The 19073-nt window shown below is 60.9% G+C and carries 17 protein-coding genes; 10 read left to right on the forward strand and 7 right to left on the reverse strand.

The annotated features are described in order from the left end of the window. Nucleotides 1–77 precede the first annotated feature (77 nt). Nucleotides 78–1142, forward strand: coding sequence for a glycosyltransferase family A protein (locus C8K44_RS01030; RefSeq protein WP_245417307.1), 1065 nt, complete (start codon nucleotides 78–80; stop codon nucleotides 1140–1142). Between the two features lie 126 nt (nucleotides 1143–1268). Here the strand turns inward: C8K44_RS01030 and C8K44_RS01035 are convergent, their stop codons facing one another. Both C8K44_RS01035 and C8K44_RS27235 read right to left on the reverse strand, forming a co-directional pair. Continuing rightward, nucleotides 1269–2786: a hypothetical protein gene (locus tag C8K44_RS01035; RefSeq protein WP_245417308.1), complete on the reverse strand. Its 1518-nt coding sequence runs from the start codon at nucleotides 2784–2786 to the stop codon at nucleotides 1269–1271. Between the two features lie 114 nt (nucleotides 2787–2900). Further along, the gene (locus C8K44_RS27235) at nucleotides 2901–3083 is read right to left on the reverse strand and encodes a hypothetical protein (protein WP_146203892.1); all 183 of its coding nucleotides are present in this window, start codon (nucleotides 3081–3083) and stop codon (nucleotides 2901–2903) included. Between the two features lie 217 nt (nucleotides 3084–3300). Between C8K44_RS27235 and C8K44_RS01040 the strand changes: the two genes are divergently transcribed. Genes C8K44_RS01040 through C8K44_RS01065 form a run of 6 tightly spaced genes read left to right on the forward strand, consistent with a single transcriptional unit; the run spans nucleotide 3301 to nucleotide 8822 of the window. Further along, a complete protein-coding gene (locus C8K44_RS01040; RefSeq protein ID WP_109573889.1) occupies nucleotides 3301–3819 on the forward strand; it encodes an acyltransferase in 519 nt (172 codons plus the stop codon). Further along, nucleotides 3816–4856 (forward strand): Gfo/Idh/MocA family oxidoreductase, encoded by a 1041-nt coding sequence (locus C8K44_RS01045; RefSeq protein WP_109573890.1) that lies wholly within the window; start codon nucleotides 3816–3818, stop codon nucleotides 4854–4856. The genes C8K44_RS01040 and C8K44_RS01045 overlap by 4 nt, the downstream gene beginning before the upstream one ends. Beyond that, a complete protein-coding gene (locus C8K44_RS01050) occupies nucleotides 4853–5959 on the forward strand; it encodes a DegT/DnrJ/EryC1/StrS family aminotransferase (protein WP_109573891.1) in 1107 nt (368 codons plus the stop codon). Before C8K44_RS01045 ends, C8K44_RS01050 begins: the two co-directional genes overlap by 4 nt. Further along, nucleotides 5949–6659, forward strand: coding sequence for an acyltransferase (locus C8K44_RS01055; RefSeq protein ID WP_109573892.1), 711 nt, complete (start codon nucleotides 5949–5951; stop codon nucleotides 6657–6659). Before C8K44_RS01050 ends, C8K44_RS01055 begins: the two co-directional genes overlap by 11 nt. Nucleotides 6660–6669: 10 nt before the next feature. Beyond that, nucleotides 6670–7644 carry an NAD-dependent epimerase/dehydratase family protein gene (locus C8K44_RS01060; RefSeq protein ID WP_109573893.1) on the forward strand — a complete coding sequence of 325 codons (975 nt, stop codon included), beginning with the start codon at nucleotides 6670–6672 and terminating at the stop codon, nucleotides 7642–7644. Then, nucleotides 7641–8822 carry a DegT/DnrJ/EryC1/StrS family aminotransferase gene (locus tag C8K44_RS01065; RefSeq protein WP_109574056.1) on the forward strand — a complete coding sequence of 394 codons (1182 nt, stop codon included), beginning with the start codon at nucleotides 7641–7643 and terminating at the stop codon, nucleotides 8820–8822. The genes C8K44_RS01060 and C8K44_RS01065 overlap by 4 nt, the downstream gene beginning before the upstream one ends. Before the next feature lie 3 nt (nucleotides 8823–8825). Here the strand turns inward: C8K44_RS01065 and C8K44_RS01070 are convergent, their stop codons facing one another. Beyond that, nucleotides 8826–10334: an O-antigen translocase gene (locus tag C8K44_RS01070; protein WP_109573894.1), complete on the reverse strand. Its 1509-nt coding sequence runs from the start codon at nucleotides 10332–10334 to the stop codon at nucleotides 8826–8828. A 228-nt stretch (nucleotides 10335–10562) separates the two neighbouring features. Next, nucleotides 10563–11879, reverse strand: a complete 1317-nt coding sequence (locus C8K44_RS01080) for a polysaccharide biosynthesis/export family protein (protein WP_158282689.1) — start codon at nucleotides 11877–11879, stop codon at nucleotides 10563–10565. A gap of 334 nt (nucleotides 11880–12213) precedes the next feature. Here C8K44_RS01080 and C8K44_RS01085 point away from each other — a divergent pair, with 334 nt between their 5' ends. From C8K44_RS01085 to secD, 3 genes are all read left to right on the forward strand, one after another. Next, complete coding sequence (locus C8K44_RS01085; RefSeq protein WP_245417309.1) at nucleotides 12214–13008, forward strand: response regulator transcription factor; 795 nt, start codon at nucleotides 12214–12216, stop codon at nucleotides 13006–13008. A gap of 172 nt (nucleotides 13009–13180) precedes the next feature. Next, nucleotides 13181–13570, forward strand: coding sequence for a hypothetical protein (locus tag C8K44_RS01090; protein WP_109573897.1), 390 nt, complete (start codon nucleotides 13181–13183; stop codon nucleotides 13568–13570). A 101-nt stretch (nucleotides 13571–13671) separates the two neighbouring features. Next, the gene (gene secD, locus C8K44_RS01095) at nucleotides 13672–16203 is read left to right on the forward strand and encodes a protein translocase subunit SecD (RefSeq protein WP_109573898.1); all 2532 of its coding nucleotides are present in this window, start codon (nucleotides 13672–13674) and stop codon (nucleotides 16201–16203) included. Between the two features lie 102 nt (nucleotides 16204–16305). Here the strand turns inward: secD and C8K44_RS01100 are convergent, their stop codons facing one another. The 3 genes from C8K44_RS01100 to C8K44_RS01110 are packed head-to-tail and all read right to left on the reverse strand — an operon-like array spanning nucleotide 16306 to nucleotide 18991. After that, on the reverse strand, nucleotides 16306–17403 hold the full coding sequence (locus tag C8K44_RS01100; protein WP_109573899.1) for a histidinol-phosphate transaminase: 1098 nt from the start codon (nucleotides 17401–17403) through the stop codon (nucleotides 16306–16308). A 35-nt stretch (nucleotides 17404–17438) separates the two neighbouring features. After that, nucleotides 17439–18038 (reverse strand): TetR/AcrR family transcriptional regulator, encoded by a 600-nt coding sequence (locus C8K44_RS01105; RefSeq protein ID WP_109573900.1) that lies wholly within the window; start codon nucleotides 18036–18038, stop codon nucleotides 17439–17441. Between the two features lie 11 nt (nucleotides 18039–18049). Beyond that, a complete protein-coding gene (locus C8K44_RS01110) occupies nucleotides 18050–18991 on the reverse strand; it encodes a nucleoside hydrolase (RefSeq protein WP_109573901.1) in 942 nt (313 codons plus the stop codon). Nucleotides 18992–19073: the final 82 nt, after the last annotated feature.

Below are 19073 nucleotides of genomic sequence, written 5' to 3' on the forward strand. Positions count from 1 at the left end.
ACATGTTTCTGCAAGACAGCCAGGTAGGGCGAAACGTATTGTGGCACGTAGAGCGAAGTGAAGTGAGGTCTGAAAAGATGCAGCGGACCAGGCCGAAGCCGGATGGCAACGCATCTGTTACAGTGGTGATCCCGTGTTACAACTACGCGCGATATCTTCCGCAGGCGCTTCAGAGCGCCCTGTCGCAAGCCGGTGTCATCACAAATGTGGTAATTGTCGACGACGCCTCAAGCGATGACAGTCTCGCCGTCGCACGCTCTCTGGCCACCAGCGACGCCAGGATCGCAGTTTTGGCGCATGAGCGAAACATGGGCCCCGTGCAGACGTTCAATGATGGGTTGGCGCAGGCGCAAGGGGAGTTTCTTGTAAGGCTCGATGCTGATGATCTGTTGACGCCTGGTTCACTAGCGCGTTCGGTGGCGGTCATGAGGCAAAACGCCAACGTCGGTTTGGTCTACGGGCATCCCTTGCACTTTTCGGGCGAAGCGCTGCCTGTGCCGCGTCTGACGGCCACGCACTCGACTATCCGGCCAGGCCACCAATGGCTGGCGGATCGCTGTCGCTTCGGCTTCAACGTCATCACGTCACCGGAAGTGATGATGCGTAAATCGGTGGTCGATCGGGTCGGCGGGCAACAGCCTCTGGCACACACCCACGACATGGAAATGTGGCTGCGCGTGGCCGCCTTCTCGGACGTCGCCTACATCCATGGTGCGGATCAGGCGTGGCATCGCGAGCATTCTGCCAGCCTTTCAGCGCGCAAGGTGGATGTTTATCGCGATTTGGTGGAGCGGCGGGCCGCATTTGAGGTGCTCTTTGCCGGGATAGCGGGCAAGATCCCCCAGGCAGCTGACCTCCGGTTCTCAGCCATGATGGCGATCGCAACTGACGCGATCGAGCTTGCCAGTCGCCAATACGATCATCCTCGCGCGGATATCGAAATGGTCGAGAAGTATTGCGAAGTTGCGCGAGCGACCGTACCAGCGGTCGAGGATGTTCCGGGTTGGAACGGACTGAAAAAGAGAATGGCGATGGGATCGCGGATAGCTTCTCGGCACCCGTTGTTCTTTTTCGAGCGGGCCGTGCGCGGGCTTCGTGGTGCGGTCCGCCGCAGACGGTGGCACCGAACCGGCGAGATATGACCGGCATCGTCTTTCTTCCCACGGTTCGATGTACCCGAGACGATGCGCTTGCAGGACTGCCCCGTCACGAGGGAACCCCACATGCGCTGGGGATCAGGTGTCCTCAAAGCTGGACTTGCTTGGCGCTTAGATTGCCGGCTTCGTTGACTTGTTGCGGCTTAGTGCGTTTCTGGTCCTGACCCAAGCCAATTGGTGCAGTTTTCGCAAAGCTCGCCTTGGATCGAATACCGCGTCCCGAGCCTTCTCATACTTGTCGCGCCAATCACCGTATTTGTTGATGGGCAAATCAAGCGTCTCGGGCCATGCGCTTCGAACACAACTATGTATCATGCCATTGTTGCGGCGAACCGACGGAGGCAGCGACAACATGGCCTGGTACGACTTGCGAGAAATGAGCGGATTGACTTCGGTGTAGCGTGGCAGGGCGTAGGCCTGTGCGAAAGCCCACGAACTCACTCGCAGTTCCATGAAGGCAAGGTCAAGAATCAACAGACCTTCCAGATCCCTCAAAGGCCTGAGCCAAGCATCGACCGCAAGCCGCAGGCGCGGATGCAGAGGCAATTTCAGTCTCGTGATAATACCGTCGGCGTCCAGCTTTGTGTGGTCGTCGGATCCCAACCAGAGAAAGCCACGGCCAACTTCTCCCCCAACACCGCCGACAAATATCGTGTCTTCCAGCGGCCGCACACTGGGATGCAATCTCAGATTCGATCCGGTGATTCCGTGGCTGACCTTTTTCTGCCAGACCTGCATTTGTGCGGAGTTGGCCTCAACATAGGGCAGAGTCTGGTGCCGCAAACCGAACCGCAGTGACAATTCGCGCGCACGCTTCACATCCAACTCGGCGCCAGGCGCCCCCACCGTGACAAATCCGACATCGCTGCGCAACTCCTTGGAACACGCCAGAAGGAGCCTCGTGTCATGCCCGGCGGTCAGTGCGAGGTTCGTTTCTCCTGCTTTCGACAGCGCTACTATTGCTCGCCTTGCTTGGTCCACGATCGTATCGATGGCCTTTTCAGGATCCTCGTCGCGCATCATCGGCGCACGTGGCCAATGCCTTACACAAGTCCAGGTATCAAAATCGAGATAGTGGTTGCAAATCAATCGCTTAACGCCATCGTGAGCCGTCAGGCCCGCAGGGAACCAACCATCCTTGTCCACGCGCAGGGCAGCGTGAAGAGATCTATCGAGCCGTTCGAAATATATGTCCGCCGTAGGCAGCACCAACGCTGCGGTCGCTGCCGCGACATGATCGGTGGCGCTGTATACAGCCGATTTGGTGCCGTTCGCGTCAAGATACAGACGCCGCGCCTGTGGAACATCCAGCACAAAGGCGAAGCTGCCAACTAGCCGGTAGATGTGTTTCTCGATGATTTCGTCGAGTTCGTCGAAAGAAGTCGTTTCTCCTATATCCGCATCGACCACATAGCGGTCAACCACGACCTTGCGTTCGTCGGGGTCGATTGGCGTGCCAAGCAGAATGCCGATGCGGGAGCCGTCTCGCTGTACGACCTCGACCGTTTCCAGTCGTTCGAAAACGTCTACGCACAGTGAAGTGAGGAGTATCCTTTTCGAGCCGGCGCGTTCAGGAAGGCGACCATCTGCAATAACGAACTGACCTTCAAATTCCGAACCAGAAGTCATTTTCCACCCATGATTCGCCCGCGTGCTCCGGAGCGGTCGCAAACAGCATTCTTCCAGATTGCCGAGCGTTCAAGGCAGCCTTTCGCGGTTCCACGCAGCCTTTGGATGAAGTTCCTACACCATCAGGCGTGCGGCCTGCATGCCGACCACCTGCTGTTCTTTTTTCGAGCGGGTAATACGGGGCTTCGTGGTGCGCTCTTCGCCTACATTGGCACCGAACAGCCGAAATACAAACCGCGCCGACCGAATCCGCTTTCTGATGCATCGAACGGGTACGGCTTGAGCGCTGATCGCCACACCTCCTCCGGCCAACCTACCCCTTTCGGGCAGTCCGTTACCACGTTTTCTGCGGTTTACTCGGCTGGCGAAAAGCACGCACCTTAAGCGCGCAAAGTCCATTTTCAATGCCCAATCAATGCCCTGTGGATCAGAGAGTTGGTTGCGGCTCAGGTGCTGGTACCCGGCGACTGATTGCAGGTGGGGCCATCACTTGGCGATAGGGAAACCAGGCGGGATGATTTCTTCCAATGCTATGTTGGGGAAGGGCGTGGTCATCCACCATCCGGAACTGGTCAATCTTTATGGTTGCACCATTGGTGTGGGAACGCGGATCGGCACTTTCGTCGAAATTCAGAAAAACGCCGTCGTCGGCAGCGACTGCAAGATCTCCAGCCACAGTTTCATCTGCGAAGGCGTGACGATCGAGGACGGTGTCTTTGTCGGCCACGGTGTCATGTTCACGAACGATCGCCATCCGCGCGCCGTGACGCCTGAGGGGACGCTTCAAACGGACGACGATTGGAGCGTGGTTCCCAGCGTGGTGCGGCGGCGCGCTTCCATCGGAAGCAACGCGACTATCCTGCCGGGCGTGACGATTGGCGAAGGCGCTTTGGTCGGCGCTGGCGCTGTCGTCACCCGAGATGTTCCAGATCACGCCATCGTAGCTGGGGTGCCTGCCAGGATCGTTGGTTGGACCCATGACAAGCCACAGCCGCAAGCCGAGGCAGCAGGTTCTTCCGGGAGAGTTTCATGATTGGTATGGCCGTCGTTGGTTATGGCTATTGGGGGCCAAATCTGGTCCGAAACATCGCCGATACGCCCGGTGTGCAGCTGCTCACGGTCTGTGACCTTCAACCCGAACGCCTTGCATCGGTAAAGGGTCGCTATCCGGCGGTGACCGTGACCAGCGATTATGAAGAGTTGCTGCGCGATCCGCGTATTCATGCCATTGCCATTGCGACGCCGGTTTCGTCGCATTTCAGGTTGGCCATGAGTGCGCTCATGGCCGGCAAGCACGTCTTCGTGGAAAAGCCGATCACCCCCTCCGCAGAAGAGGCGCAGCGGTTGGTAGACGAGGCCGAGCGTCGCGGCCTGGTGCTGGCGGTCGACCATACTTTCGTGCACACCAGCGCGGTTCGCAAGATGCGCGAACTGGTCGGGAGTGAACTGGGCGACATCTATTACTACGACTCGGTGCGGGTGAACCTCGGACTGTTCCAGCACGATGTCAGCGTCATCTGGGATCTCGCCGTCCACGACCTGTCGATCATCGACTATGTGATACCTGAAAAGCCGGTTGCCGTTTCGGCAACAGGTGTGAGCCATGTCGCCGGCGAACCCGAAAACATCGCCTACCTCAACCTGTTCTTCGAGAGCAATCTCATTGCCCATATTCACGTCAACTGGCTGGCGCCGGTCAAGCTCCGGCGCACGCTGATCGGCGGCAGCCGCCAGATGATTGTCTATGACGATCTCGAGCCCAGCGAAAAGATCAAGGTCTATGACAAGGGCATCACGCTCACCGGCGGTCAACCGTTGCAAGGCGGAAAAGACGTCTACCAGATGATGGTGGGCTACCGCACGGGCGACATGCGGGCTCCGCATCTCGATGTTGTCGAGGCGCTCGGCAGCGAGATCCGCGAGTTCCTCCACTGCATCGAGCACAATGGCACGCCGGTCGCCGACGGTCAGGCCGGTCTTCGCGTGGTCAGCGTCCTGGAGGCGGCGACCCGCTCGCTTGCACAGCGTGGGCGCGTCATGGAACTGCAACCGGCAAGGCGCGTCGCATGATCCCGCTTCTCGACCTAAAGGCACAGTACGCCGGCATCAAAGCCGAACTGGACGCAGCAGTGCTCAAGGTATTGGCCTCGGCGCAATACGTCCTGGGCGACGAGGTGGTGGCTTTCGAACGCGAGTTCGCCGCCTATTGCGACGTCAAGCACGCGGTCGCGGTGAACACCGGGACCAGCGCCTTGCATCTTGCCCTGCTGACTGCGGGCGTCGGGCCAGGCGACGAGGTCATCACGGTGCCCTTCACTTTCGTCGCCAGCGTCTCGGCGATCTGCTACGCGGGCGCGCGTCCGGTATTTGTCGATGTCGAGCCCGTGACGCTGACAATGGATCCCGGCAAGCTGGAAGCCGCGATCACATCGCGCACGAAAGCGATTCTGCCTGTCCATCTCTACGGCCAGATGGCCGACATGGACGCCATCACCGCGATCGCGGATCGGCATGGCATCGCAGTCATCGAGGACGCCTGCCAGGCACATGGCGCTGAATTCGATGGCCGGCGCGCGGGCAGCATAGGCGTGTCCGGCTGCTTCAGTTTCTATCCGGGCAAGAATCTTGGAGCATGCGGCGAAGGCGGCATGTTCGTGACCAATGACGACGCGATGGCAAAGACCGCACGCATGCTGCGCGATTGGGGCCAGGAGAAGCGTTATCATCATGTGCTGAAGGGCTTCAACCACCGCATGGATGGCATCCAGGGCGCGATCCTTCGCGTCAAGCTGCGCCATCTTGAGGATTGGACGAATGCGCGGCGGGCAAATGCTCGCCATTATTCTCAGCTGCTGGCAGGATCCAGGCAGGTTCGAGCTCCGGTGGAGGTAGCCGGAAGGCGCCATGTCTATCACGTCTATGCGGTGCGCTCGCACGACCGCGACGGCCTCGAGCGCAGCCTTCAGGAGGTAGGCATCCAGACCGGATTGCATTATCCGGTTCCCGTGCACCTGCAGCAGGCGCATGAGGATCTCGGCTACAGGAAGGGAGATTTTCCCGTCTCGGAAACGGCGGCGCGCGAGGTTCTCTCGCTGCCCATGTTCCCGGAGTTGACCCCGGCCCAGATAGAACAGGTGGTCGCGGCGGTGGAGCAGGAGGCCCATGTTGGCTGAACCTAGACCGGCTGCTCGAGTCGTTGCTGCCGTACATGGCCGGCGCGAGACGGTGCCTGACCCCGTGTTCGAAGATGGGCTCGTCGCGTTTCTGAAAGCGTCTTACGGCCCCGCTGGTCTTGTCGAACTATATGGTCGCTTCGCCACCGGTGAGGGGCCGACCGATACGCTGATGCGGCGCATGATTTGGCGTGGACTTGTTCGCAGCTGCGGCTCAGGGCTGCAGGTTGCGAGCGGTGCCGGTTTCAAGCATCTCGAAACCTTCGATGTCGGGGAGCGCCTGTTCGTCGGCGCGCAAGCCCAGCTCTGCGGCCGTTACGATGGCAGCTGCGTCATCGGCGACAATGTCTGGATCGGCCCGCAGGCGTTTCTCGATGCACGCGACCTCGTCATAGGCGACCATGTCGGCTGGGGTCCCGGCGCGAAGCTGCTTGGGTCGACCCATAGTGGCTTGCCGGTGGAACTGCCGATCGTGCGAACCGACCTCGAAATCAGGCCGGTGAGGATTGGTGCATGGGCTGACATAGGCACCAACGCGACCATCTTGCCGGGTGTAACCGTGGGCAAGGGTGCGATCGTAGGCGCGGGTGCCGTGGTCACCACGGATGTCGAACCGTTCTCGATCGTAGCCGGCGTACCTGCCAGGTTCCTGCGCTGGCGTCCGGGTTCCGAAGCGATACGCGGGGTGTTGCAGGAGTGAGGGCAAGGGGATGCATGACAAACGAATTCTGATCACCGGCGGCGCGGGCCTGATCGGCTCTCACATCGCCGACCTCGTTGCGCTGGAGCAGCCACGCGAGATCATCATCCTCGACAATTTCGTGCGCGGGCGGCGGGAAAACCTGGCCCAGGCGGAAGCCGCCTTTCCGCTGACAATCGTTGAAGGCGACATCCGCGACCGGAACCTGCTCAGCCAGCTCTTTAAGGGCGTCGATATCGTTTTTCATCAGGCGGCGATCCGCATTACCCAATGCGCCGAGGAACCACGCCTGGCTTTTGACGTGTTGGCCGAGGGAACCTTCAATGTCCTGGAGGCGGCGGTTGGATCAGGGGTATCAAAGGTAGTCGCTGCCTCATCGGCATCCGTGCTCGGTCTCGCCGAGGTTTTCCCCACGACCGAAGCACATCATCCCTACAACAACCGGACCATCTACGGCGCTGCCAAGGTCTTCAACGAGGGTCTCTTGCGCAGCTTTGCCGAAATGTATGGCTTGCAATATGTCGCGCTGCGCTATTTCAACGTCTACGGCCCCCGCATGGATGTCCATGGCGCCTATACGGAGGTGCTGATCCGCTGGATGGAGCGCCTGGCCTCGGGCCAGCCGCCGATCATTCATGGCGACGGCAGCCAGACGATGGATTTTGTGCATGTGCGCGATATTGCCCGCGCCAACGTTCTTGCCGCCAACTCGCCTGTTACCGACGAGGTGTTCAACGTCGCAAGCGGCGAGGAAACCAGCCTTCGCGAACTGGCTGAACGGTTGAGCCGTGTGATGGGCATTATCGCCCAGCCGCAGCACGCGCCCGCTCGCACCGTGAATGGTGTCACGCGGCGGCTGGCAGATACACGCAAGGCGGCCGAACTGATCGGTTTCGAGGCCCAGATATCTCTGGACTACGGGCTGCGCGACCTCGTCGAGTGGTGGCAGCGGGAGCGCGCGGCTACTCGGGAGGCGGCGGAATGACCAGGCAGATTCCGGTCGCCAAACCGCTTTTGGACGAGCTCGAGGTTGAGGCCGTTCGGCGTGTCGTGCTTTCCGGCTGGGTCACGCAAGGGCCGGAAGTGGCGGCATTCGAGAGCGAATTCGCCGCACTCATCGGCACACCACATGCCTGCGCGGTGTCGAACTGCACCACGGCCTTGCACCTGGCCTTGCTAGCGCTCGGCGTCGGGGCTGGCGATGAGGTGATCACCGTCAGCCACTCATTCGTCGCCACCGCCAATGCAATCCGCTACTGCGGCGCGGTTCCAGTGTTCGTCGATATCGAGGCGGATGGCTTCAACATCGATCCGGAGCTGATCGAACCGGCGATCACCGCGCGCACCAGGGCCATCTTGTGCGTGCATCAGCTCGGCATGCCTTGCGACCTGCGCCAGATCGTTGGGATCGGAAAACGCCACGCCATTCCGGTTATCGAAGATGCGGCTTGCGCGATTGGAAGCGAGATCCTGTGGGACGGCCAGTGGGAAAAGGCTGGTCGGCCGCGTGGCGACATCGCGTGCTTCTCTTTCCATCCGCGCAAGGTGGTGACGACCGGGGATGGCGGCATGCTGACGACTGCCAATTCGGAATATGATCGCAAGTTCCGTCTTTGGCGCCAGCACGGCATGAGCGTTCCGGACACGGTACGGCACGGCTCGCGCGAGGTTATCTACGAGAGCTATCCCGAACTTGGGTTCAACTACCGGATGACCGACCTGCAGGCCGCGCTGGGGCGTGGGCAATTGCAGCGCCTTGGCAACATCGTGGCGGCGCGCCGGCGGCTTGCTGCCCAGTATGCTGAGCGCCTGCAAGGCATTGCCGGCGTGGTACCGCCGGTCGAGCCCGATTGGGCGCGCAGCAATTGGCAAAGCTACTGTGTGCAGTTGCCTCGCGGCGTCGACCAGCGCGGCGTCATGCAAGCGCTTCTCGACCGGGGCGTGTCGACCCGCCGGGGCATCATGAACAGCCATCTCGAACATGCCTATGAGCAACCCGGCGCCTATCGGTCCGGGTCGGGTCTGCAACGCTCTGTCATGGCACAGCGCAGCACCATCATCCTGCCGCTCTACGCCCAGATGACCGAGTCCGAACTCGATTTCGTGGTCGACACCTTCACCGACGTTTTGGACCAGCCAGACCGACATCGGGCGGCAGGCTAGGGGTCAGGCCGGCTTGGGCAACCACGGCCTGATTGCTTGCGGCAAAGCATCGAGCGGAAGCAATTTCAGCAATATCCGGAGCGAACAAAGGCCGCTTGCCACTGTGACGAGCGCGCCGATGGCCGTAGCGATCCAGAACGGCAACGCCAGGCAAGCGGCGAAGACCACCGCTGCTGCCGAAAGGAAGCCAACGGCAAGAGCCTGGTTCATCCCGGACCAGCGCAGGCCACTCAACCGGCGTGCCACCAAAAAGGTGAGCATGCCGTGCCAGAGGTAAAGGCCGAAGAAAGCGCCGCCGGCGCCGATCGGGCCGAACATCGGCACGAGAAGCCACGCGAGGCCAACATGGACAACTGTCGCGGCCACCTCCATCCAGAAGAAGACCCGTTGGGCGCCCTTTGCCAGCACGATGAAACCCATCGGCCAACTGATGATGCGTAACATCATGCCTAGGCAAATCCAGCGCAAGAGATTTACCGCAGGCTGGAACTCGGGTGTATAGAATAGCGTCATCGCAACGGGCGCAAGCGTTAGCGTGGCGAGAAGTCCGGGGCCGGCCAGCAGCATGCTAATCTGAGTCTGTTCGTTAACAAGCCGGTTGCAGGCGGCGTTGTCGCGGGAGACCCCGGTCAGGCGTGGATAGAAATCCGTGCCCATGGCCTGCAGGATGAAGCCGGCATACAACCCTCCCAGCGCCCAGGCCGCTTGGTAGAGCCCGGCCGCGACCACGCCGTCATGGCGCAAGACGATGATGCGAATGACATAGGCCGCGCCGAAGGTCAGGACGGCACTCGCCATGAACGCCACTCCAAGCTTCAGCAGCGCCGAAGCTTCCTGGCCGACCTGCTGCAGGGACAATGTTGTCGGCGCGATCTTGATTTTGCGGCTGTGCCACCACGAGGTCAGCATTGACACCGTCGCCATGGCGACTAGCGCAGGGACGATTCCTTGTGCGCCAAAGAAGTAAACGGTCGGCAGCGCTATGACGGTGCTGAAAAAGGCACCCAGCATGGTGATCCGCGCCAGTGAAGAGATTTCCCGCAGGCCCTGGATCAGCGCGCCTTGTCCGGCCGCGACTGTACGAAAGAACACGGCGAGCCCAAGAATTGCGACGCCAGCCGCATGGCCACGGTCATCGAAGGTCAGCACCGCTACGGGTAGAGAGAGCAAGGCAAGCAGCACCGCTCCGATCAAACCAAGAACTAGCGATATGCGTCGCAGAACCTTGGCGGTTCGGGCAACGCGCTGTTCATCGCCACTACCGGCGGCTTCGGCGATCTGGCGCACGCCGCTTGCCTGTACCCCCAGTCCGCCAAGCGTCTGGGCAAGATCGACGATAGAGCTGTAAAGCCCCATCAGGCCGACTCCTTCGGGGCCGAGTAGTACGGCCATTCCCTTGTTGCGAACGATCGCAAAGCCGATGTTGACCACGGACGAGCCGCCAATCACCGCGGTCGACCTCAGGATCTGGACGTATGATTTGCCGGAGGACACTTCGTTCGTCGTGGCCATCAACCCGTCATCCGTTGTGCACGAATCCGGTCCTTACCCCCGGCGGAAATGCTGTCCAGACCGGCGAAAGGTGGAGGGCCAAGCGTAACGACCCCGAGATCGCGCCGCCTGGCGGCCCGTTCGACAAGGCTCGCGGCGACCTGACCCAGCCTACCGGTGACAGCAATCTTCATTGTCCGCTCTCCGAGCAACGGCGCCCTGTCGTGCGCAGCCTGCCCATCAAGCAGATCATTGGCTCGCGCCTGCAGCAACGGCGCCACTGCCGGAGATCACTTGCGAAAGTGCCCGGTCGCTCCCCGGAGCTTGTTTGTATGTTACCTTGACCACGTCGCCCGGCTGCAAAACGGTCGTCTCTTGAGCCTCAATTTGTTTCGGCGCGCCATTATCCAGTCGAGTGATTGCAAAGCTCGTAGTGCTTTGCTGTCCTGGCACCTTCGCGCCGGGGGCAGCGAGCGTATCGAGCAGCAGGCGCTGCGAAATGTTTCGTTTGAGCGTGAGTTCCTCAAGTTTGGCCTGCTCTGTCTGCAATTCCGCTGCGATGTCGGTCTGTTGCTTGTCACGCAGTCCGTCGATGTTGCGCGTCGCTTCCGTGATGCCCTGGCGCGCCCGCATCACGGCAGTAACCTGATCGAGGCGATCAGTGCGGTAAGAGGCAAGCAGACGTTCCAGGTCTGTCTTGCGGGACGCCACGACAATGCCTTTTTCGACGAGTTGAGAAACTGAAGCCAGTTCGCTTTCGGCCGACTTGATGCTGTCGTCGGCTGTCTTGATCTTCTCTTGCAGCACGCCGATTTCAGCTGTCAGTAGGTCTCTCAGTTCGCCCAGCGACTTCGTTTGCCGATATAGTTCATTGCCCCGAGCGGTGAATAGAATCCGCTCCTGTGCAAAGATGTCGGCTGAAGTCTGGTCGCTCGCAGTTTCAATTGGCGTTTGCGGAAAGCGTATTTCCTTGGCGCCAGACATCTCTGCCTGCAGGCGGGCGAGCCGCGCGGTCGAGCGCAACATGTCGTTTTCGATTTCCTTGAGGTCGCCGATCAGCCTGACCAGTCCTGCCGACCCCCCCGGGTCGACAGTCCGTAACTCGCCTCCGCTCAGTGCCAGCGCCTGCAGTACCGTCAGACCGGTACGGAATTGGTGTTCGCCGGGCGTAGTCACATCGCCGACAACGTAGATTGGCGGGTATTCGAGGACTTCGACCGTGGTGTCAGGCTTGCTGACGAGGCCGATCTTCTGTTGGAGCCGATCGGCGATTTTTGCGGCTAGCGCGGCATTGTCGAGACTATCGACCGCTATCGTACCAACCACAGGCAGCACAATCGTTCCGGCTTCGGACACCGTGAACTCGCCGCCGAGTGGCGTCCATTGCTCATATGCGCCCTTAGTCGGCATCCACTGAACCACGGTCACACGCAGCTTGGTCTGCGGCGCGAGCGGTACGCTCTCCGCTTGCGCAGCTCCCGACAGGCCGAACGCCAACGCGGCGACGGCAAGAAGGGCGGTCGTCGAATTCCGCAGCCGTGACCTGTATCTTGTTTGCTTGGGCATCTGCCGCTCGGTACCCCTGCTGCTTCGAAACCAGGCTTCCGCTCGATAGGCCTCACTGTGCGGATTTATCCAATTCTTGTTAAGGGGCAGGGGGGTGGTGTTCGGCTCATCCATAAAGCGGAGGGGGTGAAGCAGGCTACCCCCTATTCGACCGGAGCACTCAGGTTTCCGTAAGCAACCACACCTCATGGTCTCGAAGACCCTGGCCATAGTCCATTCGGATGACCCACGGATGTAGTCCGCCTCTCAACTCGGCGCACCGAAAGCCTACGGGTTAGCCTTTTTGCGCCATCGTGACTGTCAGATGTTCGGGCTATGTTAGCTGACGAAAACCATGTCGGCGCTGCCGAGGCTGGTGGAAGGTATTCAGTTGGCGGATATGAACGCAGACGGCGATGCCGGAATCAAATGGGCCGACCGCGCGGGGCGAGTATCCGAGCCACGCCGGGTGATCCTGTTCATCGGACCGTCGGGAGTGGTGTCCGAAAGCCTCGTATTTGCGCTGGAACGCGAGTTTTCCTGGGTTGAGGTCGAACAGGTCGAGCGGGTTGACGATGCCTGCGCGAGTTTCTCGCATTCGGTGTCGCTGATCATTGTCGAGGCGGCACAGTTGAAGGCTGCCGAGGCAGCCTCGACCGAGCTCTCCATTCTACATCCGCACGCGCTGGCCGCCGTGATTGAGGTTAACGACCGCGACCCTGTTTGTTCGGTCGAGGAAATATTCGACTCTCGCTTTGTTCGCGGCGTGCTGCCGATGAATCTGAGGCTGGACCTGTGGCTGTCGGTGATCCGGCTGATGCTGCGGGGCGGAGAGTATTTTCCAGCCGACCTGATTCGCTCCTATGCGAAAAGGCTCAACCGCGAGGCGACGGTGCCGGATCGGTTGGATGCAACAGATTCGCGCGTTGCGACCAGGACATACGTGGGAGAGCTAACCGCACGCGAACTGCAGATCCTAGAAATGGTCTCGCGCGGACTGCAAAACAAAACAATAGCCACTTCATTCGGGCTGTCTGAACACACGGTCAAGGTTCATCTTCACAACATCATCAGCAAGCTCGGGGCACACAACCGCACCGAAGCCGCCGCGCTCTTCCGCGACCACAAAATAAACGGCACGCGAATCTGAAAGATATGGCGGCCGCTAGAATAGCCTTTCATACGTGCATCCGAAACGGCGAAACGCTCGCAATGCGCAACATGGCGGCGAGACTTGGTTGGCGTATCCATCAAAATGCGTTAGTGGTCGGTTTCTAAGGCAATTCAGCCCCGACCGTTCGGACATTTTGCGCCAGTATCTGATGCAGCAGCCCAAGGCACATAGAACGCCTGCGACCGGCATTTTGTCGGCGCTGCTTCTGTGCCTGTCCGTAGCTATTGCTCTTGCCTGCGGCCCCTTGGTCGATGGCGTGGCAGTCGCTTCCGAACTGCCCGAGTCGAGTTCCGGCGGAATGGACGCCCGCGAGCGGCATACCGCACCGGCGGTTCCCGAGCGCTCGTTCGTCGTGGTCGATTGGCGCAGCGTCAAGGCGACCGCAGCTTACGATGACGGCAATTTGGCTTTGCCGACGCAAGGCAGCGAAATCCCGGAAGCGGTTTTCGCCAAACCGCGCCCTGATCTGGCCTCCCGATCAAATCCTCGTCCCTCAGGACCGGGCTACGGCGCCCGTGCACCTCCTGCATTTTCCTGAACCTTTGTGACTGGCGCCGTCCTTCGTGTCGCGCCGCCGAAATAACAGCCGTTGTCCGCGCGCCATGACGCTGCGGCGATGGTTTTTGCAGGATCAGACATATGCGAACCTCCCGATGGGTGGTGGTGACGTACACCATCATCATTTTGGCCGGCATCATTGCCGCGCTTCCCAATGTTCTTACGGCTAAACAACTTGCGGCCTTGCCTAGCTGGTTCCCCAAACAGCAGGTCACGCTCGGCCTCGACCTCCAGGGCGGCTCCCATCTGGTGCTTGAGGTGGACGCGGCAGCGCTCAAGACCGACCGTCTGCGCTCGCTGCTCGACGATGTGCGCGGCGCACTTCGCAAGGAGCGCATCAACGCACAGTCGGCTCGGCTTGCCGGCGACGCGATCGTCGTCAGCATTGCCGACGACGCGCAGCGCGCCACTGCCCTTTCCACACTTCAGGCTCTTGCCGTTCCGGTCACTGGGCTGGGCCTAGGCGCGGGCAAGCCCGACATCGAAGTTACGACAGCGGACAAGCAGATCAAGGTCACGCTGACCGAAGCCGGCCAGCGCGACAAGCTCGACGCGGCACTCCAGCAGAGCCTCGAGATCGTGCGCCAGCGCGTCGATCAGGTCGGTGTCGCCGAACCCACGATCCAGCGTGTCGGTTCCGACCGCATGCTCGTCCAGCTTCCGGGCCTGCAGGACCCGACACGCTTGCGTGAACTGCTGGGCAGCACGGCCAAGATGACGTTCCACATGGTGGCCAATGTCGCCAACGGCGAACCGCTACCGCGCGGGGTAACCATGCTGCCCGACGCCAAGTCTGGCAGGCAGTATCCTGTCGAGGATCGCGTCGCGCTTGATGGCGCACGCCTCACCGATGCGCGCGCTGGCTTCGACCAGCGAACTCAGGAACCGCTGGTTTCGTTCCGCTTTGACAGCGTCGGCGCGCGCCAGTTCGCCGAGATCACCGCGGCCAATGTCGGCAAGCCATTCGCCATCGTGCTCGACGGCAAGGTGTTGTCGGCGCCCTCCATCCGCGAACCGATCACAGGCGGTTCCGGCCAGATCAGCGGCAGCTTCAGCGTTGAAGAGACGGTGACGCTCTCGGCGCTCCTGCGCGCCGGCGCCTTGCCAGCACCGCTGACCGTCATCGAAGAACGCACCGTCGGTCCCGACCTCGGTGGCGACGTCATCAAGATGGGCATCTACACCGGCATCGTCGGCTTCGTGGCCGTCGTGCTGTTCATGGTGGCGCTCTACGGCACCTGGGGAATGATCGCGAATTTCGCGCTCTTGCTGCACCTGATCCTGACCTTCGGCGTGCTGACGCTTATCGGCGGTACACTGACCCTGCCCGGCATCGCCGGCATCATCCTGGGCATCGGCTTCGGCGTCGACGCGAACATCCTGATCAACGAGCGCATCAGGGAAGAGTCGAAGAAGGGGCTCAGTGCCTTCGCCGCCTTGGACAACGGCTTCAAGCGTGCATATTCGACCATCGTCGACGCCAATGTCACATCGCTTATCGCAACCGGCCTTTTGTTCATGTTCGGCTCCGGTCCGGTGCGTGGCTTTGCCATCACCATGTTCCTCGGTACCTGTCTTTCGATGTTCACGGCCGTTTCGGTGACGCGCATACTGATGGCCGCGGTCGTGCGCCGCAAGCGCCTGAAGACGATCACCATCGAACCGCTAATCCGGTTCTTCCCGGAAAAGACCTCGATCTCCTTCATGAAGGCGCGCTATCTCGGCATCGGCATGTCGATCTTCCTGTCGCTGGCCTCGATAGGCCTGTTCTTCAAGCCGGGTCTCAATTACGGCATCGACTTCAAGGGTGGCATCCAGGTCGAGATCGCGACGTCGACACCGGCCGATCTCGCACAGCTGCGTAGCACTCTGGGCAGCTTGAACATCGGCGAAGTGGCGCTGCAACAGATCGGCAGCGACGGCAACGTGCTGATCCGCGTGCAGCGTCAGGAGGGTGGCGAAACTGCGCAGACCGCGGCCGTCGATACCATCAAGGCCGCTGTTCAGAAGCTCGATCCAAGCGTGAAGTTCGAGCGCACCGAAGTGGTGGGGCCGAAGGTCAGTGGCGAGCTGGCGCAGTCCGGCATCATGGCCGTGGTTCTGGCCGCGCTTGCGATGCTGGTCTACATATGGTGGCGCTTCGAATGGAACTTCGCCATCGGCGCTATCGCCACGCTGGTGCTGGATACCACCAAGATGGTCGGCTTCTTCGCGCTGTTCGGGCTCGACTTCAACCTGACTGCGATCGCGGCACTTCTGACTATCATCGGTTATTCGGTGAACGACAAGGTGGTTGTCTACGACCGCATGCGCGAGAACCTGCGCCTGTACAAGAAGATGCCCCTGCGAGAGATCATCGACATGAGCATCAACCAGGTGTTCGCGCGCTGTATCTACACCTCCGTCGCTATCCTGCTGTCGATGTTGCCGATGGCGATCTGGGGCGGCAGTGCGGTCGAGAACTTCGCCGTTCCGATGGTCTTTGGCGTCTTCATCGCAACGACCTCGTCGATCTTCATCGCGGCACCGATCCTGCTGTTGCTTGGCGACTGGTGGCAGCATCGTCATGCAGGCCGCGAGCCGTCGACCGCGGTGGCCGCAACCAAGGCCTGAGCCTTACGGAGCCGTCTCAGGACGGCTCCGGATACAATGTTCTAGGCATGAAAAGCCGGCGGGGCCACACGGCCTCGCCGGCTTTTTGTTCAAGGGGCGGTCTTACCCGTTGGCAGCCCGAACCTCGACTCGCATCACGGCGAGCAATTCATCGAGATCGGAACGGTCGGCGATCGATATGCGCAGCCATTCCGGCAAGCCGTAATCTTCGTTCGAGCGGATGATGAAACCTCGCTTTGCAAGCCGCGCAACGGTCGCCTGAGCCCAGCCTGCATAAGCACCTAGTAGGCGAACGAAGGCGAAATTGGCCGCACTAGGCGAAATCTCGAACCCGAGCTTGCGCAACTCGCCTTCGAGATATTCGCGCTCCTCGGCGGTGCGGGCGCGTACGTGCTGGACAAAGTCCTGTTCGCCGACAGCGACCGTCGCCGCCACCTGCGCCAGGCCGTTGACGTTGCCGATGCCTCGAACATTGTTCAGTGCCGAGATCACTTCTGGATAGGCGTACGCCCAGCCGGCACGCGCCGAGGCCAGGCCGTAAGCCTTGGAGAAAGTGCGGGTGACGATGACGTTGGGGTGGCGATCGGCGATTTCGAAGGTCGCCACAGCCTCGGCCGGATCGACATATTCGGCATAGGCGGCGTCGAGTACCAAAACAATATGTGGCGGCAGCTCACGTGCCAACCGCGCCACCTCGTCCATCGGCACCACCGAGCCAGTGGGGTTGTTGGGATTGGCGAGGAAAACGACGCGTGTGGCCGGCGTGATAGCGGCCAAAAGCGCGTCGACATCGACCGAGAAATCGGGGCCGAGCGGGGCCTCTACAGCCTTGGCGCCGAGGCGATAGGCAACAATAGCGAACTGCAGGAACGAATAGGCTGGAAACAGGATCTCGTCGCCGGCACGTGCATAGACGCGGCCGACTGCGTCCAGAAGCTCTTCCGAGCCATTGCCGCAGACGATGCGGGCGGGGTCGAGGTTGAACTGCCTGCCAATCGCCGCACGCATCGTCCCGCAGTTCGGATCGGCGTAACGGTAGACGTTGGGCGCTGTCTGGCAGATCGCTTCAACCACGCCTGGGGCCGATCCGAGCCAGCTTTCGTTAAGCCCGAGATTGACGACGCGTGCTGCACCCGTGGTGTCGATCTTCTTGACGACGGTCAGCGTCCGGGCGGACAGATAAGGCACAGGCAGGGACATTTCATTTCCTCGAAATCAATGATGAGGGTTGGCGTCTAGTCGGAGCCGATGAGTATCTTGGTATAGAGTGAACGGAAGCGCTTGCGGTCCGCCGGCGGCTCCTTGAAGTGGGTGGCGTAGTAGCCGATCTGCTGGAAATAGGTGATGCGAGCACGGATCAGGCTCTCGTCATCGTCGTAGCCCATCGCCGCAAAGGCCCGGACAAGCAACGCCATGCGAAAATCGTCCTGCGCCTGCACCTTGCGGGCGATTGCAGTGGAACTGCGTGCCCAGTCTCTAATGGCGAGATCGAGCCTTGGGCTGAACGGGGCCTCCCTGATCCACACGCCCGTCACATCGTCGAAGAAGGTGGGGCCGTCGATGATCTCCTGATCGATGAGCGCTTCGAAGGGTCTGCAGTTGCGCTGACGCCATTCCTCAAGAAGGCTGTCGAGCAAGTCCTTCAGGTTCTTGAAGTGGAAATAGAAACTGCCGCGCGTGACCTTCAACTGTCTCGACAGGTGATCGATCTTGACGTTGGCTATACCCTTCTTTTCCAGCGTGGCGATGGCAGCCGCAATCCACGCCTCGCGCGACAGCGTCTTGCGCGTCTCGGGCTTGGCCTTTCGTTCGGGAGATGTTGTGTCGCGCTTCATCTGGTCGTTCTTCAGGGAAGATTGCCGAAGCGCTCCAGCATCAGAGCAAAGAAGCCGTCGGCGTCGATGCGGCGCAGCACGTTGCAGTTCTTGCGGCGGCCGGTGACATTCCACCAGTCGACCACGGTCATGCCGATGGTCTCCGGCGACATGAGTTCGATGGTGACGTTACACTGCTTCTGCTCGTAGAGGTGCGGCGCAAGAAGATAGCCGGTGACGCAGGCGTCATGAATGGGACGCGCTTCGGTGGGGAATTTGTGCGAACCGTACTGGCGGTAGAAATCGGCCATGTTTGCGGCTTCTATGGCCGATCGGGTGCCGAGCGCGCGAAGTTCTTGCAGCCATTCCGGCGTCATCTGGGCGGTGTAGGTACAGTCGATGCCGGCCATGGTAACAGGCACGCCGGAATCAAACACGACAGCGGCCGCATGCGGGTCGACCCAAATGTTGAATTCGGCGGCTGGCGTGGCATTGCCGCCCTCGAAGAAACCGCCGCCCATCAGCACCACTTCGCGGATGCGCGGGATGATGCGCGGCTCCATCACCATAGCCATGCCCAGATTGGTCATCGGTCCGAGCGTGCAAACGGTGATCTCGCCCTCGGGCGCGGCCATCAGCGTATCGACCAAGAGATTGACGGCGTGCTTGTCCTGCAAGGGCTTGGTCGGCTCGGGCAGAACGCAGCCGTCGATGCCGGTCGGGCCATGGACATATTCGGCGGTCTTGAGCGCCTTGACCATGGGGCGCGAGCAGCCGGCGTAGACCGGCACGTCCGAGCGGCCGGCGAGCTCGGCGATCTGCAGCGCGTTGCGCGAGGTTAGCGCCAGAGGCACGTTGCCGCCGACGGTGGTCAATGCCACGACTTCCAGTTCGGGCGAACCGAGCGCAAACAAGATGGCAAAGGCGTCGTCCTGGCCGGGATCGGTGTCGATGATGATCTTGCGTGGCGACATGGCACTTTCCCCCGGTTCGTTGGCCGGGTAGCCTCCGGCGGCATTGCAAGAATTTCAACCGCCATGCATACAGTACTGTATG

The sequence above is a fragment of the Aminobacter sp. AP02 genome (genome assembly GCF_003148805.1).
GTDB lineage: Bacteria > Pseudomonadota > Alphaproteobacteria > Rhizobiales > Rhizobiaceae > Aminobacter.